At 62.8% G+C, this 22,921-nt stretch carries 22 protein-coding genes; 9 read left to right on the plus strand and 13 right to left on the minus strand.

Features of this window, described 5'->3' with window-relative positions; all coding sequences use genetic code 11:
• Positions 1–4 precede the first annotated feature (4 nt).
• Both ACQK2M_RS06065 and ACQK2M_RS06070 read left to right on the plus strand, forming a co-directional pair.
• Complete coding sequence (locus ACQK2M_RS06065) at positions 5–1,294, plus strand: hypothetical protein (RefSeq protein WP_425417060.1); 1,290 nt, start codon at positions 5–7, stop codon at positions 1,292–1,294.
• Positions 1,295–1,304: 10 nt separating this feature from the next.
• Positions 1,305–1,619 carry a 2Fe-2S iron-sulfur cluster-binding protein gene (locus tag ACQK2M_RS06070; protein ID WP_425417061.1) on the plus strand — a complete coding sequence of 105 codons (315 nt, stop codon included), beginning with the start codon at positions 1,305–1,307 and terminating at the stop codon, positions 1,617–1,619.
• 128 nt (positions 1,620–1,747) lie between these two features.
• Here the strand turns inward: ACQK2M_RS06070 and ACQK2M_RS06075 are convergent, their stop codons facing one another.
• From ACQK2M_RS06075 to ACQK2M_RS06085, 3 genes are read right to left on the minus strand one after another with little or no spacing between them, the layout of a single operon-like run.
• Entirely contained in the window at positions 1,748–3,100 is a 1,353-nt protein-coding gene (locus tag ACQK2M_RS06075) for an aspartate aminotransferase family protein (protein WP_425417062.1), read from the minus strand.
• The gene (locus ACQK2M_RS06080) at positions 3,097–3,771 is read right to left on the minus strand and encodes an HAD-IA family hydrolase (RefSeq protein WP_425417063.1); all 675 of its coding nucleotides are present in this window, start codon (positions 3,769–3,771) and stop codon (positions 3,097–3,099) included. The genes ACQK2M_RS06075 and ACQK2M_RS06080 overlap by 4 nt, the downstream gene beginning before the upstream one ends.
• Positions 3,758–4,543: an IclR family transcriptional regulator gene (locus tag ACQK2M_RS06085; RefSeq protein WP_425417064.1), complete on the minus strand. Its 786-nt coding sequence runs from the start codon at positions 4,541–4,543 to the stop codon at positions 3,758–3,760. Before ACQK2M_RS06085 ends, ACQK2M_RS06080 begins: the two co-directional genes overlap by 14 nt.
• Positions 4,544–4,693: 150 nt before the next feature.
• On the opposite strand from ACQK2M_RS06085, the gene ACQK2M_RS06090 reads away from it, so the two are divergent.
• From ACQK2M_RS06090 to ACQK2M_RS06110, 5 genes are all read left to right on the plus strand, one after another.
• Positions 4,694–5,638: a tripartite tricarboxylate transporter substrate-binding protein gene (locus ACQK2M_RS06090; protein ID WP_425417065.1), complete on the plus strand. Its 945-nt coding sequence runs from the start codon at positions 4,694–4,696 to the stop codon at positions 5,636–5,638.
• A gap of 59 nt (positions 5,639–5,697) precedes the next feature.
• Positions 5,698–6,228 carry a tripartite tricarboxylate transporter TctB family protein gene (locus ACQK2M_RS06095; RefSeq protein ID WP_425417066.1) on the plus strand — a complete coding sequence of 177 codons (531 nt, stop codon included), beginning with the start codon at positions 5,698–5,700 and terminating at the stop codon, positions 6,226–6,228.
• 7 nt (positions 6,229–6,235) lie between these two features.
• Positions 6,236–7,855 carry a tripartite tricarboxylate transporter permease gene (locus ACQK2M_RS06100; protein ID WP_425417067.1) on the plus strand — a complete coding sequence of 540 codons (1,620 nt, stop codon included), beginning with the start codon at positions 6,236–6,238 and terminating at the stop codon, positions 7,853–7,855.
• A complete protein-coding gene (locus ACQK2M_RS06105) occupies positions 7,738–9,204 on the plus strand; it encodes an aldehyde dehydrogenase (protein ID WP_425419994.1) in 1,467 nt (488 codons plus the stop codon). Before ACQK2M_RS06100 ends, ACQK2M_RS06105 begins: the two co-directional genes overlap by 118 nt.
• A gap of 111 nt (positions 9,205–9,315) precedes the next feature.
• The gene (locus ACQK2M_RS06110) at positions 9,316–10,554 is read left to right on the plus strand and encodes a Tm-1-like ATP-binding domain-containing protein (protein WP_425417068.1); all 1,239 of its coding nucleotides are present in this window, start codon (positions 9,316–9,318) and stop codon (positions 10,552–10,554) included.
• A 26-nt stretch (positions 10,555–10,580) separates the two neighbouring features.
• Here the strand turns inward: ACQK2M_RS06110 and ACQK2M_RS06115 are convergent, their stop codons facing one another.
• The 9 genes from ACQK2M_RS06115 to ACQK2M_RS06155 all read right to left on the minus strand — a co-directional run bounded on the left by ACQK2M_RS06115 (position 10,581) and on the right by ACQK2M_RS06155 (position 19,518).
• Positions 10,581–11,123 (minus strand): VOC family protein, encoded by a 543-nt coding sequence (locus ACQK2M_RS06115; RefSeq protein WP_223478338.1) that lies wholly within the window; start codon positions 11,121–11,123, stop codon positions 10,581–10,583.
• A gap of 2 nt (positions 11,124–11,125) precedes the next feature.
• Positions 11,126–11,338, minus strand: coding sequence for a DUF2783 domain-containing protein (locus ACQK2M_RS06120; protein WP_425417069.1), 213 nt, complete (start codon positions 11,336–11,338; stop codon positions 11,126–11,128).
• Between the two features lie 2 nt (positions 11,339–11,340).
• The gene (locus ACQK2M_RS06125; RefSeq protein WP_425417070.1) at positions 11,341–12,978 is read right to left on the minus strand and encodes an FAD-dependent oxidoreductase; all 1,638 of its coding nucleotides are present in this window, start codon (positions 12,976–12,978) and stop codon (positions 11,341–11,343) included.
• 35 nt (positions 12,979–13,013) lie between these two features.
• Positions 13,014–13,973: an MBL fold metallo-hydrolase gene (locus ACQK2M_RS06130; protein WP_223478220.1), complete on the minus strand. Its 960-nt coding sequence runs from the start codon at positions 13,971–13,973 to the stop codon at positions 13,014–13,016.
• Positions 13,973–14,995, minus strand: a complete 1,023-nt coding sequence (locus ACQK2M_RS06135; RefSeq protein ID WP_425417071.1) for a fumarylacetoacetate hydrolase family protein — start codon at positions 14,993–14,995, stop codon at positions 13,973–13,975. The genes ACQK2M_RS06130 and ACQK2M_RS06135 overlap by 1 nt, the downstream gene beginning before the upstream one ends.
• A gap of 216 nt (positions 14,996–15,211) precedes the next feature.
• Positions 15,212–16,402: a GGDEF domain-containing protein gene (locus ACQK2M_RS06140; protein WP_425417072.1), complete on the minus strand. Its 1,191-nt coding sequence runs from the start codon at positions 16,400–16,402 to the stop codon at positions 15,212–15,214.
• Between the two features lie 93 nt (positions 16,403–16,495).
• Positions 16,496–17,356, minus strand: a complete 861-nt coding sequence (locus tag ACQK2M_RS06145; protein WP_425417073.1) for an urease accessory protein UreD — start codon at positions 17,354–17,356, stop codon at positions 16,496–16,498.
• Positions 17,356–18,273, minus strand: a complete 918-nt coding sequence (locus ACQK2M_RS06150) for a rhodanese-related sulfurtransferase (protein WP_425417074.1) — start codon at positions 18,271–18,273, stop codon at positions 17,356–17,358. Before ACQK2M_RS06150 ends, ACQK2M_RS06145 begins: the two co-directional genes overlap by 1 nt.
• Before the next feature lie 48 nt (positions 18,274–18,321).
• On the minus strand, positions 18,322–19,518 hold the full coding sequence (locus ACQK2M_RS06155; RefSeq protein ID WP_425417075.1) for an alpha/beta fold hydrolase: 1,197 nt from the start codon (positions 19,516–19,518) through the stop codon (positions 18,322–18,324).
• Positions 19,519–19,951: 433 nt separating this feature from the next.
• Here ACQK2M_RS06155 and ACQK2M_RS06160 point away from each other — a divergent pair, with 433 nt between their 5' ends.
• Together ACQK2M_RS06160 and ACQK2M_RS06165 are read left to right on the plus strand one after the other, a co-directional pair.
• Positions 19,952–20,866 carry an N-acetylmuramidase domain-containing protein gene (locus ACQK2M_RS06160; protein ID WP_425417076.1) on the plus strand — a complete coding sequence of 305 codons (915 nt, stop codon included), beginning with the start codon at positions 19,952–19,954 and terminating at the stop codon, positions 20,864–20,866.
• 41 nt (positions 20,867–20,907) lie between these two features.
• Positions 20,908–21,543: a 2-dehydro-3-deoxy-phosphogluconate aldolase gene (locus ACQK2M_RS06165; RefSeq protein ID WP_223478227.1), complete on the plus strand. Its 636-nt coding sequence runs from the start codon at positions 20,908–20,910 to the stop codon at positions 21,541–21,543.
• Positions 21,544–21,618: 75 nt separating this feature from the next.
• On the opposite strand, the gene ACQK2M_RS06170 is transcribed toward ACQK2M_RS06165, so the two are convergent.
• Positions 21,619–22,725 (minus strand): TRAP transporter substrate-binding protein, encoded by a 1,107-nt coding sequence (locus ACQK2M_RS06170; protein ID WP_223478228.1) that lies wholly within the window; start codon positions 22,723–22,725, stop codon positions 21,619–21,621.
• Positions 22,726–22,921: the final 196 nt, after the last annotated feature.

The raw sequence follows: 22,921 nt of genomic DNA on the forward strand, positions 1-22,921 counted from the left end.
TGTCATGAGAACCAGACTGCGCGCCGTCTTTTGCGATCACCTGAGCATTGTGCGCGGCAAATATCTGCCGGGCTCGAAAATCGGTGACTCATCGACGCGATTCTGCCGCTCGACATTCGGGGTGCATTACGATCGCGACCTTCTGAACGCGCCGGGCGCGATGATGATGCAGGGCATGCCGGACATGGAGCTGAAATGGCGCCATGACGACATCCGCGACAGCTGGGATGCGGACACGAAGATCGTCATCGGTGACTTGTATGACGATGCCGGCGAGCCACTGGAACTGTGCCCGCGCGGGGCGCTGAAACGCGCCGTTGCAGACTGGCGGAAAAGGGGCCTTTCGCCGAAGGTCGGGATCGAGCTCGAAGCCTATGCGCTGGTTGCCGACGAGAAGGGCAGTCTTGTGCCCTATGACAGTCCCGGCGGCGTGGTCTACGGCACCGGCCCCTTCGCCGATCCGTTGCGCTTCAACGACCGCATCTGGGAAGTCGCCGACGAGCTGGGCTTCTCGCTCGACATGGTGACGGCGGAATACGATTCGCCGCAGTTCGAATACACGCTGACCTTCGACGACGCGGTGAAGGCAGTGGATGATATCGTGCTGTTCCGCCTGATGGCGCGCGAAATCGCGCTGGAATACGGGGTCATCCTGAGTTTCATGCCGAAGCCGATCGCCGAATGCGGCGGGTCGGGCATGCATATCAACTTTTCCTTTGTCGACGAGACCGGCGGAAACGCGTTGTCGACGGGCGAAAAGGGCGGGCCCGACCACATGAACGATCTCGCGCGGGGGTGCCTCGCTGGGCTTTTGCACCATCACAAGGGATTGGCGGGGCTTATCGCCCCGACGGCGAATTCCTATCAGCGCCTGCAACCGGGATCGCTGTCCGGCTACTGGCGCAACTGGGGTGGCGATCATCGCAACGTGACGACCCGCATCTCGTCCGAAGGCGGGCCGAAGGCAAGGCTCGAACACCGCACGGCCGATGCGTCGGCCAATCCCTATACGGCGACGGCGGCGATCCTGCAGGCGGCGCGGCTTGGCGTGGAAAACGGCTACACGCTGCCGCCGATGGAAACCGGTGACGGTTTCGACCGGACCGATGCCAAGGAAGGCACGGCTACCGATCTGAAGGGTGCGGCGGCCGACCTGAAGGCGGATACGGTTCTCGCCGACGCAATCGGCGCGGGTCTGGTCGCCAACCATGTCTTCATGAAGGAAAAGGAAGCAAAGAAGACGCGCGACCTGGAAGGTGACGCGTTGCGCGATTTCTACGTCTATTTTGTGTGAGGCCGGAGCGATGAAGGTAACCTGGAAACTGGCCGATGGCCGCGAGATAACCGGAGACGTGGCCAACGGCCTCAACCTGATGGAGGCGGCGGTGGCGAACAATGTGCCGCATGTCGTCGGCGAATGCGGCGGCAATCTTTCCTGCGCCACCTGCCACGTCTATGTCGATGATGCCTGGCAGGACGCCACCGGCGAGGCCGGCGAATACGAGGATGCAATCCTCGATGTCGCGGAGGCGGAGCGCCTGTCGTCGAGCCGGCTGTCCTGCCAGATCACCGCTTCGGACGAGCTTGACGGCCTGGTTCTGATCGTTCCCGAGCCCTGACCCCTTCCAATTGAAGTCAACCCGAGGCCGGCTTTTCCTCAGAAGGGCAGGTGCTGACCGCATTGAAAATTGACGCCGTCAAGATGATGCTATCCTGGCGGCGTCAAATTATTACAATGATGGCCTCTTCAGGCCGCGGAGAAGCCCGCGTCCAGCGCATCGACGATCTTCTGCACGTCTTGAGCCGTCAGGATCAGCGGCGGGGACATGATGATGTTGGGGCCGGAAACGCGGACCATCACGCCAGCCTCGTAGGTTGCCTCGTAGATCTTGCCGATGGTCGCCTTGTCGATCGGTGTCTTGGCCGCACGGTCCGAAACCAGCTCCAGCGCGCACATCAGTCCGTGGCCTCCGCGCACATCGCCGATCAGGTCGTGTTTTTCGGCAAGGCCGTTCAAGCCGGCAAAGAGTTCCGCGCCGCGTTCGCCGGCATTGGCCGCGACATCCAGACGTTGGGTCTCCTTCAGGCAGGCGATTGCCGCGGCGGCGCCGACCGGGTGGCCGGAATAGGTATAGCCATGGCCGATGGCGCCGCGACCGGATGTATCCTGTTCGAAGACATCCGCGATCTTGTCGTTCAGCATGACGGCGCCGAAAGGGAAATAGCCGTTGGTGATCGCCTTGGCGGTCGACATCATGTCCGGCTTGACGCCCCAGTGGCGCGACCCAGACCAATCGCCTGTCCGGCCGAAGGCGGTGATCACCTCGTCCGCAATCAGCAGGATGCCGTTCCGGTCGCAGATTTCGCGAACCATCGGCATGAAGCTGGCATGGGGCGGGATGACGCCGCCCGCGCCCAGAACCGGTTCCATGATGAAGGCGGCGATGGTGCCGGCGCCCTGGAACGCGATCTCGTCTTCCAGCGCCGTGGCGCAGAGCTGCGCCAGCTTTTCGGGGTCCGTTTCGTTGAACGGGTTGCGATAGGTATAGGGCGCCGGAATGTGGAAGCAGCCCGGCAGCAGCGGTTCGTACTGGGTGCGGAAATTGGCGTTTCCGTTCACGCTCGCGCCGCCGAAATGCGTGCCGTGATAGCCCTTTTTCAGGCTCAGATATTTGGTGCGCCCCGATTCGCCGCGGACCTTGTGATACTGGCGCGCGAGCCGTAGCGCGGTTTCAACGCTGTCCGATCCGCCGGATGTGAAGAAGGCGCGGGTGAGGCCGTCGGGCTCGAAGAACTCGCGCAGCATCCAGCTCAGTTCGATGACCTGGTCGTTCGAGGTGCCCCGGAAGGTCGAGTAGTAGGGCAGGGCATCCAGTTGCGCGGCGATCGCCTGCTTGATCGGTTCGCAGGAGAAGCCGAGATTGACGTTCCAGAGGCCGCCGACGGCATCCAGCACTTCCTTGCCGTCGATATCGCGGATGCTCACGCCGTCGCCTCCGACGACGATCTTGGGCGGATTGGCGAGGCTGTCGGCCGGATGCGCCATCGGATGCCACATGTGCCGGGCGTTGTTTTCCTTCAGGAAGTTGGAATCCTTCATGGCATCCTCACTGTGTTGAGTTCGAGCAGCGCCAATGCGGCGGCGTAGCTCTCTTGCGGTTTGCGGACATCGAAATGAACGGTCCGAAGCCCGGCTGTCTTCGCGCCCTCGATATTGCGGCGCTGGTCGTCGACGAAGACGCACACGTCCGGAGGCAGGCCCAATTCATCGAGGCAGGCTTCATAGGCGCGCGGATCGGGCTTCAGTATCCCTGTATAGGTGGCATCGACAATGACGTCGAAGTCGCCGAGGAAGGGCAGTTTCTCACGGAAATCGGCCCCGTAGAAAAGATCGAGTTCGTTCGACAGGATCGCGAGCTTCACGCCGGCGGATTTTGCCGCGGCCAGCGTGTCGCGGAATTCCGGCCGGATCACCGCTTCGGGATCGCCGCCGCGCGCCGCGCGCACGAAATCCGCCATCTTCGTCCAGTCCGCGCCGATCAGCGCGCCGGTTTCCCGTGTCCGCCGCATCCAGTAATCGCGTTCGGAAATCCGGTCTGCCTGCATGTCCTGCCAGAGCGGATCGTTGTCCGGATCGAACGGTCCGCGCCATGTCAGGGTGCCGGGCGCAAGGCCAAGCGCGGCTTCGCTAAGATCGTGGGTCTCGAATAGCGTGCGCGTGACGACGCCGCCGAAATCGAGGATCAGGCCCTGAGGATCAGGCCGCGTCATGCCACAACCTCTCGATTTCCTTCGGCGCTGCGCCGCCGAGCGCCCGCGAGACCGCGACGCCGCCTGATTTCAGGGCGGTGACGATCCGGTCGCGCATCTCTTCCGTGGCCCGCGCGCAGGGCAGCGCGACGGCGAGCGTGCCGGTCGCCCGGCCATCGGAATCGAAGATCGGCACCGCGAAAGAGAACACATCGGATTCGAAGCCCTCGTCGGAGGTGCTGTATCCGCGTTCTCTCGCCATTTCGACATGGCGGTGCAGAGCATCCGGGTCCGTGATCGTCTTGTCGGTGAAGCTGCGCACCGGTTTTTCGGTCACCTCGCGCAGAAGATTGTCCGGGCCGAAGGCGAGCATTGCGAGGCCCGAAGAGGTCGCGTGCAGGGGCAACATCTCGGCTGCATCGAAATAGACCCGTGTGCCATGGATAGCGACATCGGCGTGATAGAGCGGCGACATGATGTTTCCCTGCAAGAGAGAGACATGCACCAACTCGCCCAGCTCCTCGGACATGGCACGCACGATGGGGGCCACGGCCTTGCGTGCCGGAAATGTGTGCTCGCGGACATTCGCCAGACGCAGGATCGCGGCGCCAAGGCGGTAGTTGCGGGTTTGGGGATTCTGTTCGAGGAAGCCGTTCTCTTCCAGTTCGCTGAGATGGCGATAGACCGTCGCCTTGTCCTGTCCGGACATGCGCTTGAATTCAGTCAAGCCGATCTCCGGCTTGGCCACCGAGAAATAATTAAGCAAATTCAGGGCTTTGGTAATCGTGCCCATGGCGGTCCGCGTTTCCTCGCTTCGGTCTTGTCGCCGCGACCGGCGCCGAATTGCCAGCAATCGTTGACAGAAAACAAATTCGCGATCAATATATTTTTGCACCGTTGGTTTAAATAATGAACCAGTCGGCGACAACAGGGAGTGGTGACCATGATCAAGAATTCCATCGCCGCCGGCGTAATTGCCGCGGCAGCAATTATGGCCCCGTCCATGGCGGCGGCCGAGTATCCCGAAAAGCCCGTAAACTTCATCGTGCCGTGGCCTCCCGGCGATCTCGAGGATGTTCTGACCCGCATGATCGCCGAGGATTTCCAGGCCGAGTACGGCGTGGCGGCGGCTGTCGTGAACAAGCCGGGCGGCGGCGGCGGACCCTTCCCGGGCGCCATCGAAGTCGCCAATTCGCCGGCCGACGGCTACACGATCGGGTCCTTCGTGATTGGCGTCCCGGTGGTCGGCCACACGATCGACATCCCGGACCTGACGCCGGCGAAGTTCGATCCGCTCGGCATTTTCCTCACCTATCCCTTCGTGATCGCAACCAGCAATGACGCGCCTTATTCCTCGATGGAGGAACTGGCCGCCTACGCCCAGGATAACGACGTGGCGCTCGGCCATTTTGGCGACGTGCTGACGCCGACCCAGGTGACAAAGGCCTTTGCAAAGAACGCCGGGTTCGAATGGGGTTCCGACGCGGCCTTTGACGCGCTGGATTGCAACACGCTCGCCTCGGGCGACGCGGATGTGATCAACACGACGCTGCAGCTGATCCTGCCCTGCCTCGACCAGGTGAAGGTGCTGACCGCGATCACCGACGAGCGCATTCCGCTGGTTCCGGACGCACCGGCCATCGGTGAACTCGACGACTCGCTGAACATCGCGCTGTGGAACGGGCTGTTCGTGACCAAGGACACGCCGCAGGATGTCCGCGACAAGATCATCGCGGTCGCCAAGAAGACGGTGATGAGCGAACGCGCCCAGGCCGTCGCGAAGGAAACCGGCGCTTTGATCTACTGGCAGGATGCCGATGAAAGCGAGGCGCGCATCGCCGGCGACATCGAGACCGTCGAGCGTATCGGCGAAATCCTCGGACAATAAGACCTTGACGGGCCCGGCATTGCCGGGCCCGTTTTGTATCGACCATCGGGATAGCGACTGTGGAAAGCGAACGCGAACGACGATTTCCGGGACCGAGACGGGGGCAGCTTCTCTTCGCGATAGCCCTGCTTGTCTTCGCCGCGTTCCTGCTGTCGCAAACGCCCAGCCAGACCCGCTGGGTGGCGAAGACGGATTTCTTCGCCCAGCCACGTTTCTGGCCGGCGGTCGGCCTGATTTCCATGGTCGTTCTCGGCGGACTGCATCTCGCCGGGCTGCCGTGGCGACGCTTCCAGCGCGCGGATTTCATCGAGGCGCGCAAATGGTCGACGGCACTCGAATACGCAGCATGGTTCATGGCTTATGTTTTCGCCGTGCCCGTGATCGGATATTTGCCGACAACCGTCATCTTCGTGCCGCTGCTTGCCCGGCGGCTCGGATATCGCAGCGCCAGGATGTTGCTGGCGAGCATCGTCTTCGCGGTCGTCACGGTGGTGGTATTCAAGAGCATTCTGGCCGTGAAGATTCCCGGCGGCATGATCTACGAATATCTGCCGGGCGCGATCCGCAGTTTTTTCATCCTGAATTTCTGATGGCGTCATGGACCTGATCCTGTCGAGTCTCGAAATCCTCGCGCGCTGGGACGTGATCCTGGCGCTTGTCGTCGGCTCGGTCGGCGGTGTGCTGATCGGCGCAATTCCCGGTGTCGGACCGGCGGTCGCGATCGCGATCCTTCTGCCGGCAACCTTCTCGATGGATCCCATCGTCGGCCTGACCGTGCTGCTCGGCATCTACGGCTCGTCGATGTATGGCGGTGCGATTCCCGCCGTGCTGATCAACACGCCCGGCACCGCCGTCAACGCGCTGACCACCTATGACGGCTTTCCGATGACGGCGCGCGGAGAGCCGCGCCGGGCGCTTTCCCTTGCCTATTCCTCGTCCTTCTTCGGCGGCATCGTGTCGGTGGTCTGCCTGATCCTGTTCGCGCCGGTGCTGGCGAAGGTTGCGCCGATGTTCGGCAGCCGCGAGATCTTCCTCGCGGCGCTGCTCGGCATCATTCTCGTCATCGTCGCGCATCGCGGCCAGAGCCTGATCGCCGGCGCGCTCGCGGGCTTCGGCATCTTCATCCAGACCATCGGGCTGGAACCGGTGAAATATTCCAAGCGCTTCACCTTCGACCAGTCCTTCCTGTCGAGCGGAATCGACCTGATCGTCGTGGTGCTCGGCCTGTTCGCGCTGAGCCAGGCCTTCGTGCTGCTCACCAGCGAGGACGAGAAGATCCGCACGACGCGGTTGCGCGGCGGGCTGTTCCAGGGATTTCGCGAACTGGCGCGCCATCCGCGCGTCGCTTCCGTTTCCGCCGGTTTCGGCGTGATCATGGGCATGATCCCCGGCGTCGGCGAATTCACCGCGCAGTTCCTGTCCTACACCTATGCCCAGAAGACCTCGAAGCGCCCGCAGGATTTTGGACACGGGTCCTCCGAGGGTCTGATCGCCGCCGAGACGGCCAACAATGCCGTGCCGGCGGCGGCCATGGTGCCGCTGCTCGCGCTCGGCATTCCGGGCGAGGCGCTGACGGCGATGATGCTGAGCGTGTTCTATGTGCACAATGTCGTGCCGGGACCGGGGCTGTTCCAGAACTCGATGGATTTCATCGTCGCGCTCTACATTGCGCTGCTGATCCTCAACGTGCTCGTCGTGATTTTCCTTCTGGTCGCCACGCGGCCACTGATCCAGGTCGTGAAAATTCCGAACCGATTTCTCGGTCTTTGTGTGCTGACCTTGTCCTTCGTGGGGGTCTATTCGCTTCGCAACTCGGCGACGGACTGCATCATGGCTGCCGTGTTCGGCATGATCGGCTATGTGCTGAAGCGGCTTTCGCTGCCGATCGTGCCGATCATTCTCGGCATGGTGCTTGGCGGCATCATGGAGGTGAAGCTTCGCGCCGGCATGGCCCGGGTGAAGGAGCCCTTCGATTTCATCGACCGGCCGGTCGCGATGATCCTGTTTCTCGCGATCATCGCCGTCCTCGTCATTCATGCCCGGCATGTCTGGCTCGACCGCAAATCGCTCAAGGAGGCCGAATGGCAGACCAAGCACAGATCGACGCGCTTCGGCGCACTCCTGTTCCGCCGCAAGGGCTCCTTGTCGCGGGCGCGCGGCAGGAAGGTGAAGGCGCGCCACTCGACGTCATATCGCCGATCGACGGGACGCGACTGACCACAATCGCAGACGCCACGCCGGCCGAAGTAGACCGCGCCGTCGCCTCGGCGCGCGCGGCCTTCGAGGACCGCCGCTGGGCCGGACAGCCGCCGGCGGCGCGCAAGAAGGTCATGCTCAAATGGGCGGAGCTGATCGAGCGCGAGGCGCTGGAACTCACCGTTCTCGGCGTGCGCGACAACGGCACTGAGTTCGCCATGGCCTTCAAGGCCGAAGCCGGGTCTGCCGCCGTGACGATACGCTATTATGCGGAGGCGCTCGACAAGGTCTATGGCGAGATCGCACCGACGGCCGACACGCATCTCGGGCTGATCCATCGCGAGCCCGTTGGCGTGGTGGGAGCCATCGTCCCGTGGAACTTCCCGCTGATGATCGGCGCATGGAAGCTTGGACCGGCGATCGCCGCCGGCAATTCCGTGGTACTCAAACCTGCCGAAACCGCATCTCTGACGCTGCTGCGGATCGCCGAACTGGCGCTTGAGGCCGGGCTGCCGGAGGGCGTGCTGAATGTCGTGACCGGGCGCGGCGCGGTCGCCGGCGAGGCGCTGGCGCTTTCCATGGATGTTGATGTTCTCGTGTTCACCGGTTCGGGCGCGGTCGGGCGGCGGCTGCTGGAATATTCCGCGCGGTCCAACCTGAAGCGGGTCTATCTCGAACTGGGCGGCAAGTCGCCGTCGATCGTCTTCGACGACGTGAAGGACATCGCACAGGCGGCGAAGGTGACGGCGAACGGGATGTTCCGCAATTCCGGCCAGGTCTGCGTCGCCTGCACGCGGCTTCTGGTGCAACGCGGCGTGCAGGACGAATTCGTTTCGGAACTCGCGAAGGCTGCGGACGCGCTGAAGGTCGGCGATCCGCTTGACCAGTCGTCGCAGATCGGCGCGATCAATTCGGAGCGGCAGCTGGAACAGAGCCTCGATTTCGTCGAGACCGCGACCAAGGAGGGCGCATCGCTCTATCATGGCGGCAACCGTATCCTGCAGGAGACCGGCGGCTATTACATGGAGCCGACAATCTTCACCGATGTTGGGGCACGGGACACGCTCGCGCAGCGAGAGGTCTTTGGCCCCGTTCTCGCGGTGACGGGCTTCGACACCGAGGAGGAAGCGGTCGCCATCGCCAACGGGACCGAATACGGGTTGTCGTCGGGAGTGTGGACCAGCGACCTGTCTCGGGCGCACCGCATGATCCGCGCCGTGCGGGCCGGGGTCGTTCACGTCAATACCTATGGCGGTTCCGATCTGACCGTACCGCTCGGCGGGGTGAAGCAGTCGGGCAACGGGCACGACAAGTCTCTGCATGCCTTCGACAAATATGTCGATCTGAAAACAGCATGGATCCAGCTATAGAGACGTTCATCGCTTCGTGGAATCGATGAATGTCTCCAACTATTTGTTTTACGCAATTCCGGACGAAAAACCGATATCCACTTTTTCTGGAATTGCTCCGGAGGAGGACCAATGACCGACAAGACCATTCTCGTCGTCGGAACCTACGACACCAAAAACGACGAACTGTCCTACATGGCGGATTGCATCAGGGGGCAGGGCGGCAAGGTCGTGACGATGGATGTCAGCGTGCTCGGCGATCCGGTCGAGCCAGCGGATCATTCCAAGCATGACGTGGCGGCTGAGGGTGGTAGCACGATCCAGGCGGCAATCGACTCGGGTGACGAGAACCACGCCATGCAGATCATGGCGACGGGTGCGGCGGCGCTGACCGCGCGGCTGCATCGCGAGGGCAGGATTGACGGCGTGATCGTGCTGGGCGGCACGATGGGCACGGACCTTGCGCTCGATGTCTGCGCCGCGCTGCCGTTGGGTGTGCCGAAATTTGTCGTTTCGACGGTCTCGTTCTCGCCGCTTCTGCCGGCGGAAAGGCTGGCGCCGGACATCCAGATGATCCTGTGGGCCGGCGGGCTCTACGGTCTCAACTCGGTGTGCAAGTCGTCGCTCAGCCAGGCGGCGGGGGCCGTGTTGGGCGCGGCGCGGGCGGTGGAGCCGCCGAAGCGGGACCGGCCGCTGATCGGCATGACCTCGTTCGGCAAATCGGTGCTCACCTATATGGTGACACTGAAGCCGGAGCTGGAAAAGCGCGGCTACGAGGTTGCGGTGTTCCACGCGACCGGTATGGGCGGGCGCGCCTTCGAGGCGCTGGCGGCCGAAGGGGCCTTTGCCGCCGTGTTCGATTTCGCCACGCAGGAGGTCGGCAATCACATGATGGGCGGATTGTCCGCCGGTGCCGATAGGCTGACCAATGCCGGCCGCAAGGGCATTCCGCAACTGGTCGCACCGGGCTGTATTGACCTGATCGATTTCGTGGGCTGGCAGCCCCTGCCGGAGCGTTTCCGCGAGACGCCGTCGCACGCGCATAATCGGCTGCTGACCTCAATCGTTCTGGAACCAGACCAGCGTCGGGAGGTGGCGCGGGAACTGTGCTGTCACATGGCGAAGGCAGCGGGGCCGACGGTGTTTCTCCTGCCGAAGGGCGGTTGCCACGAATGGGACCGGCCGGGCGCGGATCTGAACGATCCCGACGGGCTGGCGGCATTCTGCGACGAGATGGAGACGGCCTGTCCGGCCAATGTCGAGTTGAAGGCGCTCGACTGCCACATCAACGATGCGGCGTTTTGCGAGACAGCGCTAGCGATCTTCGACAGCTGGGTCGAGGCCGGGATCGTGGAAAAGCCGGGCGGCTGACGTCGCCCGGTCTTGTAAGCATTGACTTACGCTTTGCTCAGCTCTTTCGCATGCAGCCAGTCTGCGTGCTGCGGCGCGCGCTTGGTCTTCGACCATTCCTCCAGCATGTCCCACTTCACCGAGTCGAGGCGCTTGAGCATTTCCTCTTCCTCCGGGTCGGGGCAGGCCAACTCGATGCGGTGGCCGCTCGGATCGAAGAAATAGATCGAATGGAAGATCGAATGGTCGGTAACGCCGAGCACGTCGACGCCATTCGCCTCCAGATGCTCCTTGTATTCGATCAGGGTCGCGCGGTCCTTCACCTTGAAGGCGATGTGCTGCACCCATTTCGGCGTGTTGGGATCGCGGCCCATCTCCGGCTTGGTCGGCAGTTCGAAGAAGGCGAGCACGTTGCCGTCGCCCGCATCCATGAAGATGTGCATGTAGGGATCGGGCTCATGCGTCGAAGGGACATGGTTCTCGGCGATGGCGAGAACGAAATCCATCTTCAGCATGTCGCGATACCATTCGACGGTCTGTTTCGCGTCCTTGCAGCGATAGGCGACGTGATGGATCTTGTCGATCTTCAGGGTCATGACCTTTTCTCCTCCTCGTTTTGCGCCTTCGCGGCGGCAAGGGCTTCCCGCAAAATATCCCGGTCGCCGACATGGTTGGACAGAATGAGGATAAGCCGGGCGTTGAACGCGTCGCTCTCGGCCTTGGACAACCCCTCATGGGCGGCCAGCAGATCGGCGTAGAAATCATCCGGCGCAGCGATATTGGGTTTGGTGTTCAGTGCGGCCATCGTCATGCCCTCCCGGTCGCGGTGCGGATGGCGGTCTTCACCGCCGCCTCATCGAAGGACGGCCAGCGGGCCGCCACGTGTTGATCGGGCCGCAAAAGGTAGACAGCCGAGCCCGCGTCGCCGAGATAGCGCGCCGCGAGATCGCCGCTCGCATCGTCGGCGGCGGAGATACGCAGAGCGGTCGCGGCGATGCCGCCATCCTCGACCTGGTCGGGGATATCCGCGTCGATGGCGAGCAACTGGAATTCGTTGCCCAATTTGTCGAGCAGGAAGCCGTCGCCAAGCGGCGCGTCCGGGCAGGGCGCGCCGGGCCGTGTGCGGGCCGGGCCGCCGGCGAGCGCGTCCGCACCGTTGAGCGGCGAGCCGTCATAGACGCAAGGCACCGACAGGCGGCCGGAATTCACCAACGGACGGGCGAAGTCGTAACGTTCGGAGAGATCCAGTGCCGCGTCGCGGAAGATGCGGCTGATCTCCGATTTCGGGGTGATGAAGTCCGTGGAGCGGGACGAGTTCATGATGTTCTCGTCGGCGCCGTGGATACGCTCGACATCGTAGCTTTCGAGCAGGCTGTCGGGTGCGAGGCCGTCCATCACCAGCTTCAGCTTCCAGCAGAGATTGTCGGTATCCTGCAGGCCGGAATTGGCGCCGCGCGCGCCGAACGGAGAGACCTGGTGGGCTGCGTCGCCCGCGAAGATCACGTGGCCGTGGCGGAATTTCTCCATGCGGCGGCACTGGAAGGTGTAGATCGACACCCATTCCAGCTCGAACTTCACGTCGTCACCGAGCATCGCCTTGAGCCGCGGGATGACGTTTTCAGGCTTCTTTTCCTCGTCCTTGTCGATGTTCCAGCCGAGCTGGAGATCGATGCGCCAGACGCCGTCGGGCTGCTTGTGCAGAAGTGCCGACTGGCCGCGGTTGAAGGGCGGATCGAACCAGAACCAGCGTTCCGTCGGAAAATCGGCGTCCATCACGACGTCGGCGATGAGGAAATTGTCCTCGAAGACGCGGCCGACGAAATCGAGACCCATCATCGCGCGGATCGGCGAGCCCGCACCGTCGCATGCGATCAGCCAATCGGCGCTCATCGTGTAAGGACCGTCGGGCGTGTCGATCGAAAGCGCGACGCCGTTTCCCTTGTCGGTGACGGAAACGACCTTGTTGCCGCCACGCAGTTCGATGGGCTTGCCCTGCCGCTGCAATTCGAATGCGCGTTCGACCAGATATTGCTCGAAATAATACTGCTGCAGGTTGATGAAGGCCGGGCGCTTGTGTCCCTTTTCGGGAAGCAGGTTGAAATCATAGACCTGCCGCTCGTCGAAAAAGACCTTGCCGACATTCCAGACGACGCCCTTGTCGACCATCGGGTCGCCGCAGCCAAGACGGTCGAGGATTTCGAGCGGGCGCTTGGCGAAGCAAATCGCGCGGGAGCCCCAGGAGACCTTGTCATTGTCGTCGAGGACGACGACCGGCACGTCCATCTGGGCGAGGTCGATCGCCGCGCCGAGCCCGATCGGGCCGGCACCGACGATGACCACGGGATGGTGTGCGTTGGCGCCAGGCTCCTGGTCGGGCGACTTCGCATAGGGGTAAAGCGGCGTCTCGAAGATCTTCTTACCGCCGGTTTCGACTGTCTGGTCCACGGTCACTCCTCCCGTCTTGCCATTTGCTCCTGCTGTCAGCCCTGGAGATCCGCCCACAAGGCCGCGTCACGTTCCGCCGTCCAGATGCGCGGCGTGTCGATGCCCAGCGCTTCGTCATAGGCACGTCCCACATTGAAAGGCAGGCAGTGCTCGTAGATCGCGTAGTCGGAGAATTTCGGATCGCATTCCGAGCGGCAGGCGTCCCAGGCTTCCTTCAGCGAGCCGCCGCCCTGGGCGATGCGGGCGACCGGCCGGTAGGTCGACGAAACGAAGTCTGCCGTGTTGGTCAGCGCCTTGTTGACCATGTCCTTGCCGACCAGCGCGTCGCCGCGGCCCGGCGCGATCGCCTCGACGTCGAAAGCGCGGATCGCCTCCAGCGTCGCCGGCCAATCGTTGAAATGCCCGTCGCCGCAATAGCAGGCCGAGTGGTACTCGACGATGTCGCCGGTGAACATGACGTTCTCGTCCGGCACATGGATGACGATGTCGCCGGCGGTGTGAGCCCGGCCGAGGAAACGAAGATCGACGCGGCGCTTGCCGAGATAGACGGTCATCCGATCGTTGAAGGTCGCGGTCGGCCAGGTCAATGGCGGTACCTTGGCGATGTCGTCATAGCCCATGAACAGGCGCGGAAAACGCATGAATTCGGACTCACGATCCTCCGCACCGCGCTCGACGACCATGGAGCGCGCCTTTTCGCTCATGATGACCGTCGGCGCCTTGTAGGCGGCGGCACCGAGCACGCGCACGGCGTGATAATGGGTCAGCACCAGATGGCTGATCGGTTTGTCGGTGACGGAGCGGACCTTTTCGATCACCTTGTTGGCGAGTTCCGGCGTGGCCTGTGCCTCGACGATCATGACCGAGTCGTCACCGATGATGACGCCGGTATTCGGATCGCCCTCGGCGGTGAAGGCCCAGAGGTCGCGCCCGATCTCGGTAAAGGAGATTTTCTTTTCGGCGAGGTCGCCGGCGGAAGCGAATTGCTTGGCCATCAGTCGGTCCCTTCGTATTTTTCGACGGTTTGTTCGATTGCACCGAAGATCGAGTGACCTTCGGCATCCTTCATCTCGATGCGTACGGTGTCGCCAAAGCGCATGAAGGGCGTTTTTGCTTCGCCCTCGAGGATGGTCTCGATCATGCGGACTTCCGCGAGGCAGGAATAGCCGAGGCCGCCATCGGCGACGGGCTTGCCCGGGCTGCCGTCCGCGTCCTTGTTGGAGACAGTGCCGGAGCCGACGATGGCGCCTGCGCCGAGCGGGCGGGTCTTGGCGGCATGGGCGACGATATCCGGGAACTCGAATGTCATGTCGACGCCGGCATTGGCGCGGCCGAGCGGCTTGCCGTTCAGATCGACGCAAAGCGGCAAGGTCACCTTGCCGCCGTCCCAGGCGTCGCCCAGCTCATCCGGCGTGACCGCGACAGGAGAAAAGGCGGAGGAGGGTTTCGAATGGAAAAACCCGAAGCCCTTGGCGAGTTCGCCGGGGATCAGGCCGCGCAATGAAACGTCGTTGACCAGCATGACGAGGCGGATGGTGTCCTTTGCCTGCGCGGGCGTCGCGCCCATCGGCACGTCACCGGTGATGACGGCGACTTCGCCCTCCATGTCGATGCCCCAGGCTTCGTCGGCCATGACGATCGGCGCGCGGGGCGCGAGGAAGGCGTCGGAACCGCCCTGATACATCAGCGGGTCGCTCCAGAAGCTCTCGGGCAATTCTGCGCCGCGCGCCTTTCGGACCAGTTCGACGTGATTGACGTAAGCCGAGCCATCCGCCCACTGATAGGCGCGGGGCAGCGGCGACAGCGCGTCGTGCTCATGGAAGCGCTCGGTCGGCACGGCATCGTGCGACAGGCTTTCGGCCAACGCCTCCAGCTTCGGGGCGACATGCTCCCAGTCGTCGAGTGCGGCCTGCAGGGTGGGCGCGATGGCGGTCGCGTCCGTGCAGCGTGTGAGATCGCGAGAGACGACCACCAGTCGGCCGTCGCGGGTTCCGTTGTCGAGGGTGGCGAGTTTCATCGGTCCGTCCTTGTTATCCTTGGCGGTGCGGTCGGGCGAGCGTGCGGGAGGATGCGATCGCATGCCGCCGTCGCCCATCCTCCCGTATCATGAGCGGTTCGCATCGCAATCAATTCGTTCGTAATGGTTACGTTTGTAACTAACAACCGGTTTTTGCCGATAAGGGCGCGAAGACGGATCGAGAAGGGGAAAGAGGAGCGTTCCCGGTCCGCGCGGTCAGGCGATCCGGACGACCTTGGAATCGCCGGCCGGGTCTTCGATGACGGCGCGTTCGACGCGATTGCGGCCGGCGCGTTTGGCGGAATACATCGCCTGATCGGCGGCCTCGATCATCGCCCCGAGCGGTATGTCGGCATGTGTGCTCGTCACGCCGGCGCTCACCGTTGCCGGGATCGACTTGCCTTCGATCGACGCATTGCCGGACGCAAAAACCGAGCGGACACGCTCGGCGATCACATAGGCTGTCTCGATCGATGCACCGGGCAGGACGACGAGAAACTCTTCGCCGCCATAGCGGCCGAAAAGGTCGTTGGGCCGAAGCGAAAGCCGCACCGTATCGGCGAAATCGCGCAGGATGCGATCTCCGACCTGATGACCGAACGTGTCGTTGATCAACTTGAAGCGGTCGAGATCGAACATGATCAGCGAGCAGGGCGCCTGCTGTTCGCGACAGCGCTGGTAAAGGCGTGTGGCGCTCTCGAAGAAGGCCGCGCGGTTCGCGGTGCCGGTCAGCGGATCGACCCTCGCCGCTTCCATGTAGCCCAATACGATGCGTTCCTTGCAGATCAGGACCATGCAGAACGCGGAGCCCATCACAAAGAGAGTGGTTTCGAAATGTATGACCCCGAACCAGCTCGTGAGCGCCGGCGGCTGGTTCAGGACAGGCGGGGCTACAATCGTCTCGATTGCCGCGCCGATAAAGACCAGCGCATGGACGGCCAGGAAGCCCATCAGAGGCCAGCGGGCCGCAAGCGCTTCCCTGCGCGAACGCCAGAGTTCCCAGATCGCAGCAGGTAGATAGATCGACCACGCCACCAGGGACGCGAAATTGGACCATCGCTGATTGTCGAGACCGAACGGAAACGCGACCATGATCAGCCACGCGGCAAATCCTGCCATCAGCACCAGGACCGGCGTCGATGCATTATCGAATTGCCGAGCGCCACCCCAGAACATGGCAGGCGCGAATGTGGTGACCCCCACCCCCACGGCGGTCAAAATCGGATGTTGCGTGACAAGACCGGTGGCAATCAGCGCTATGCCGGCGGCGTTGAAGCTGTTTGCCGCGCCCCACCACAGCAGCGCCTGCGAGCGGTTGTTGTAAAACCATGCGCCGAACAGCAGCAGACCGGCAAAAGCGGTCGCAATGATCCCGGGAATCATCAATGTGAGGGGGTCGAGTTGCATGCGGATGGCCGTATCCCTTTACGCCTGGGAAATCCGCAACATCTTGTAGTGAGGCAAGGTTGCCAAGCCGTTAAGTCCGGGCCTTCAGGCCTCCTAGAGGTTCCAGACCTTGGGCATGGCGTGATCGCCGAGAAACAGCCTGATCACCGGAATCAATTGCTTGCGGAGCAGGTAACTCGATGGCGCTGCGATGCGAACGACAAGTTTGCCTTTGCCATCCTCGCCGATCCGGCTCGCGCCGCCTTCGGTATCCCGAAGCAAGGTCCGCACTGCCGTGACTTTCAGGTCGAGACTTTCGGCATCTTCGGGCGTGACGCTGACGAGCGTCGCGATCGCGCGGTTCTTTCCGAGGCGGGCGGGGCCACCCATGTCGTTTTCCGGGGCGATGACGAAGCGGAGGTCGTCGGCATGGACGAGGTCGCCGTCGCGGCGAATGCGCCAGCGGTCGTGGAAATGGCCCTCATCGACGGTCTCGCCCATCGCTTCGCGGCCGAGGACCAGAATTTCGAGCCCCAGGAAGCACGCATTGCCCGACAGGTTCACATCGAGTTCGCGGCGGAAGCGACCGCGATCGAACAGGATCGTCTCCTGCGGCAGCCAGAACAGGCTGGAGCCGTCGCCGAGGCGAATGTCGGCCTGCTGCATCCCGGTTTCGCCGGTCGAACGGTAGATCCGCTCGCAGGCCTGGGTCGTGACGATCGTGTGCGTGTCGGGCCCGCCGTCCAGTGACCATTTCAGCGTATCGCCGCCGGTGATGCCGCCGGATGTGTTGATCAGCACGGCTTCCAGGGCATGGCCATGCGTGCGGGGAATGCGGATCTTGGCATTGCCGGACTGGTGCAGCCTGTCGATGCGGCTGCGGCCGCCCGAATGCTTGATCGCGAGTGTGCCGGCGCCGTGGGATCGTTGCATCGTCGCCGGTGCGAAGACCGGCGTATCGGTTGCGTCCAGCATCAGCCGCCGAGGTGCTTTTCGCCGCGCTTTTTCGCAAGCGCGATCTGGTGCTGACGCTCGGCATAGCGGGCGCGGTCTTCCTCCGAGCGCTGGTCGAAACAGTGCGGGCACGAGACACCCTCGACGAACTTCTCCGATCTTGCCTCTTCGGGTGTCAGGGGATGCCGGCAGGCGCGGCAGAGCGAATAGTCACCGGGTTCGAGCCCATGCCCGACCGCGACGCGCTCGTCGAAGACGAAGCAGTCGCCATGCCAGAGGCTTTCCTCCTCGGGCACCTCTTCGAGATATTTCAGGATACCGCCCTTCAGGTGATAGACGTCGTCGAAACCGAGGGATTTGACGAAAGCGGTCGCCTTTTCGCAGCGAATGCCGCCAGTGCAGAACATGGCGACCTTCTTGCCCTTTAGCTCGTTGTCGTGGCGGCGAACCCAGTCGGGAAACTCGCGGAAGGTCTTCGTGCGCGGATCGATGGCCTTCTCGAATGTGCCGATGGCATATTCGTAGTCGTTGCGCGTATCGACCACGACAGTGTTGGGATCCGAAATCAGTTCGTTCCAGTCGCTCGGCGCGACATAGGTGCCGACGATCTCTTTCGGGTCCGTGCCCGGCACGCCCATGGTGACAATCTCTTTCTTCAGGCGCACCTTGAGGCGCAGGAAGGGTTCGCTTTCCGCCCAGCTCAGCTTGTATTCGAGTTCCGCGAATTCCGGCTGCTCGTGCAGGAACGCGATCAGCCTGTCTATGCCTTCACGTGGGCCGGCCACCGTGCCGTTGATACCCTCCGAGGCAAGCAACAGCGTGCCTTTCAGCCCCGCATCAAGGCACAGGGCCTCGAGTTCGGGCTTGAAGGCTTCGTAGCGGTCGAATTTCGCGAAGTGATATAGCGCGGCGACCGTATAACGCGGGTTTTTATCCATTGTTTCCGGTTAATGCCGTCGTGGCATGGAGGCAAGGGGGAGACGCCGTCACAGGGCCTCGTCTTCCTTTACGAAGCGGGCAATGGAGCGGAAAAGAACCTCAAACGCGCTCTCTTGCTCCAGAATCGTATGGTTCGGACTGTCCAGCATGACGAATTCGGCATTGTTTATGCCGGCAGCCAGTTCGCGGCCCTGATCGAGCGGCTGCACGCCGTCATCGCGTGCATGGATGACGAGTGTCGGCACGGCGATCCGGTCAATCAGGTCTCCGACATCGAATTCATCGACTGCGGCGCGGATCTGTGCAGCATTGTCCGGCGAGGTTGTCAGGCGCTGCAACTCGGTCAGTGACGCAATCTGCTCACGCGTACCGGCGGGAATATAGATCGAAGAGAACGCCTGGATGAAGGGTGAGCCTGGCTTGCCCCAACCGTGGCGGATCAGCGTCAGAAGTGCTTCTCCCTGTTCACGTTCTTCCCGGCTCACGCGCAGCATGCGCCCCTTCACGTAGCCGCCATGCAGGATCAGGTGACTGACGCGCTCGGGGTGGCGAACGGCGTAGGCGACGGCAATCGGCGCGCCCTGTGATGTGCCGTAAAGCGCGAAGCGCCCGAGCTCGGCGCTGTCTGCAACCGCTTCGAGATCGTCCACGAAGCGATCGAGCGAAAACTCATCAATATCCCAGTCCGACAAGCCGTTGCCACGCTGGTCATAACGGGTGACTTCGAAATCCTGACCCATTCGATCGAGGAAAGGCCGCCAAACGGGGCTGCTCCAGTCATGTTCGAGATGAGTCAGCCAATGGCCCGCGCGAAGGAGCGGATAACCCGACCCGGTGGTCGCGAAAGCGATGCGCGTGCCGTCCGGAGCGCGGCAGAAGCGGATGCACTGATTTTCGTCGGCGCGGGATGCTGCCGAATGGGGAGCCGGTTCCTCCGTGGTCTCCACCGGTGCGACAAAGCGAAATCCGCGCCTCGGGACAGTCTTGATGACGGACTGTTCGCGGCCATTGTCTCCGATAGCGGCGCGGGCCGCGCTGATGCGTGCGCTGATCGCGGAATCGGACACGATCCGCCCGTTCCAGACGGCGTTAATCAGATCGTCCTGCGTGACAAGCGTGCCTGCGTTGCGGACCAGATGCAGCAACATGTCGAAGACCTGCGGCTCCACCGTCCTGGTGTTTCCGCCGACGACCAGCTCGTGGCTGTCCGGCCGCAGTTCGCAATCGCCAAACCGGTAACGCATGGCCTTTCAATACCACGGGGGGAAGCGACCGGGCGACTGGAAAGGTTGGGCGAAACCAACAAACAGGAGAATCACAAGACATTGGCAAGGAAACCTTCAAGCGCAGCACGCGGCGGACAGGCAGCATCGAGATATCAGCAATCTGGAGGATCGAGACATGCCAACCCCCTATCTCCATTACGTCCATCGTCGCGCCGATGGATCGATAGACCGCGAGCGGCATGCGGCGATAGCGACTTCGATCCGCAGGCAGGAAGTCGCGGCTTTCTGGCGCGCAATTGTCCGGGCCATAAGTAGGCCACTTCCGATGAAGCAAGGGCCGCGATCCGGGCGCATTTTCCCGATCGGCGCGCCGCCCGGCCAGAAAATCTGATCCACCGGTTCCGCATCGCCCCCATTCTTTCGACCAGTAATCGAAACCCGGGGTGATGCGATGTTTTCAACTGCGACAATCAAGGAAATCGAATCTGTAGCCCGGGCGCAGGGGATCGAGCCTGCCGCTTTGCTGGCGATTGCGGAGGTGGAATCCGGAGGCCGGGCCTTCGCCAATGTCGGCGGCAGGAAAGAGCCGCTGATCCGTTTCGAAGGGCATTACTTCGACCGGCTGGTGGTTGACGGGAAACGAAACGAAGCGCGGTCGAAGGGATTTGCATCACCGACGATGGGCGCGGTGAAGAACCCGGCATCGCAGTTGGCGCGCTGGCGTCTCTTCGAGGAGGCGATGGCGATCGACCGCAAGGCAGCGCTGCAATCGGTTTCCTGGGGGATCGGCCAGGTGATGGGCTCGCACTGGAAAAGTCTTGGCTACGGTTCGGTGGAATCGCTTGTCGACGAGGCCCGGTCCGGCGTCGCCGGGCAGGTCCGGCTGATGCTGCGCTTCCTGGAGAAGAACGGATTGATCGGTGTCATCGCAGCGCGCGACTGGTCGGCGTTCGCACGCGCCTATAACGGGCCGCGCTACAAGGTGCATCGCTATGACAGCCGGATCGCCGCGGCCTATGCCCGGCATGCGCGCGACGGCGGGCAAAAGGACAAGGCAAATGGTCTGCGGCGCGGTGACAGCGGCGAGGATGTTGCCGACTTGCAGCGTATGCTGACGGCGGCCGGCCATCCGCTTGCGCCGGACGGACGGTTCGGGCCGGCAACGGCTCGCCGGGTCGAGGATTTCCAGGCCGAGAAGGGGCTCGTCGCCGACGGCGTCGCCGGACCTCGGACGCTTGCCGCCTTGCGCGCGGCGCTTCCCGGCTCGACGATGTCGGGCAAGGCGGTCTGGCTGACGCGGCTCGTACGGAATATGCTTCCGCTGGTCGCGCGGATTGTCCGGAAACGGTCTGGACCGCGCGTCTAAACCGATTTAAAGGTTGAGCGATAATCAAAGGGGTCAGTTTCATGCCGCAGAATACCGAAGCCCTGCTTCCCATCATGACTGGTCAACCCGTGATACCGGTGATCGTGCTCGACGACGCCGGGGACGCGGTTCCGCTGGCGAAGGCGCTCGTTGCCGGCGGCTTGCCGGCAATCGAGATCACTCTGCGCACCGATGCCGCGCTCGAAAGCATCCGCCGCGTCGCGGCCGAGGTGCCGGAGGCACTCGTCGGTGCGGGGACGATCCTCAATGCGGGACAGTTCGAGGAGGCTGTCGACGCCGGCTCGAAGTTCATCGTCAGCCCGGGCCTGACGCCCGAACTCGTCGATGCGGCGCAGGGCAGTCCGGTCCCGCTCCTGCCCGGCGCGGTGACCTCGAGCGAGATCATGGCTGCGCTGGAGGACGGATACTCGCTGTTGAAGTTCTTTCCCGCCGAACAGGCGGGCGGGGCGGCCTATCTGAAATCCCTTTCCTCGCCTTTCGGCGGCGTCAATTTCTGCCCGACCGGCGGCGTGTCGGCGAAAAACGCTTCCGACTATCTGTCGCTGCCGAATGTGCTGTGTGTCGGCGGGTCCTGGGTCGCGCCCAAGGATGCCGTCGCTGCCGGCGACTGGGATCGCGTCGTCGCCCTGGCAAAGGATGCCGCCACGCTGAAATAGAGGGCGGTCTCGGCCAGCCAATAAAAAACCCGGGATGGCGAACATCCCGGGTTTGTTTTTTATATTCGGCGAAGCCTAGAGCTTGCCGGCGCGCTGCTGGAGCATCTGGAAGGTGTCGAAGTTGTACTCCGTCAGCTGGAACCAGAGGTAACCTTCGCGGCGGTAAGCCATGTAGGAATCGAAGATTTCCTTGAACGTCGCGTTTTCCGCGGAAAGCTCGGCGTAGGTTTCCGTTGCCGCGTCGAAGCAGGCTTCGAGGATCGGCTGGCTGTAGGGACGCAGCTGCGTTCCGGAAGCCGCGAGTTCCTTGAGCGCCTTCGGGTTCAGCGTGTCGTAACGCGCCATCATCACCGTGTTCGCCAGAGCCGACGCGTTCTTGACGGTCGCCTGGTAATGCTTCGGCAGTTCGTTCCACTTTTCGAGGTTGATGAAATTGTGGACGGCAACGCCGCCTTCCCACCAGCCCGGATAGTAGTAATAGGGCGCGACCTTGTTGAAGCCGAGCTTCTGGTCGTCATACGGACCAACGAACTCGGCGCCGTCGATGGCACCCTTCTCGAGGGCCGGGTAGATGTCGCCGCCGGGGATGCCCTGCGGGACGACGCCGACCTTCTCGATGATCTTGCCGCCCATGCCGCCGATGCGGAATTTCAGGCCCTGAAGATCCTCGACCGTGTTGATCTCCTTGCGGAACCAACCGCCCATCTGGGCACCGGTGTTGCCGGCCGGGAAGGCGATGGCGTTGTAGCCCTCGTAGAACTTGTTGAGCATGTCGATACCGCCACCCTCATACATCCAGCCATTCGTCATGCGGGCGTTGAGGCCGAACGGGATGCCGGTTCCGATACCGAAGGTCGGATCCTTGCCCCAGAAGTAGTAGGAGCAGTTGTGGGTCATTTCGACGGTTCCGTCGCTGACGGCGTCGAGCGCTTCCAGCGTGCCGACGATTTCACCGGCGGCGAAAACCTGAATGTCGAAATTGCCGTCGGTTGCTTCGCGGACGGCATCGGCGAACACTTCTGCTGCGCCATAGATGGTGTCCAGCGCCTTCGGGAAACCCGAGGTGAGGCGCCAGGTGACTTTTGGAGTGGACTGCGCGATGGCAGGAGCCGCCAGCGCCGTAGCGGCGGCAGCGCCGGCGCCAACCGCACCGGTTTTCTTGATAAACGAACGACGATCCATAAGATCCTCCCAGATAACTTTCGGACTGAGGTCACGCATAGCGCCCGAACAGGGCAGTTTCACGGCATGACTCGGCGCGTACCTTACAGTTTTACCTTGACCTGTCCAGCGTAAGCGGGGAGGCGAAATTACGCTATTCGTCTATATTTGCCGGCGGGTTTGAAAACTGTCGAAATGCGCCGGCGGGATGCTTAAA

The organism is Oricola indica, assembly GCF_965227485.1.
GTDB classification, from domain to species: Bacteria; Pseudomonadota; Alphaproteobacteria; order Rhizobiales; family Rhizobiaceae; genus Oricola; species Oricola indica.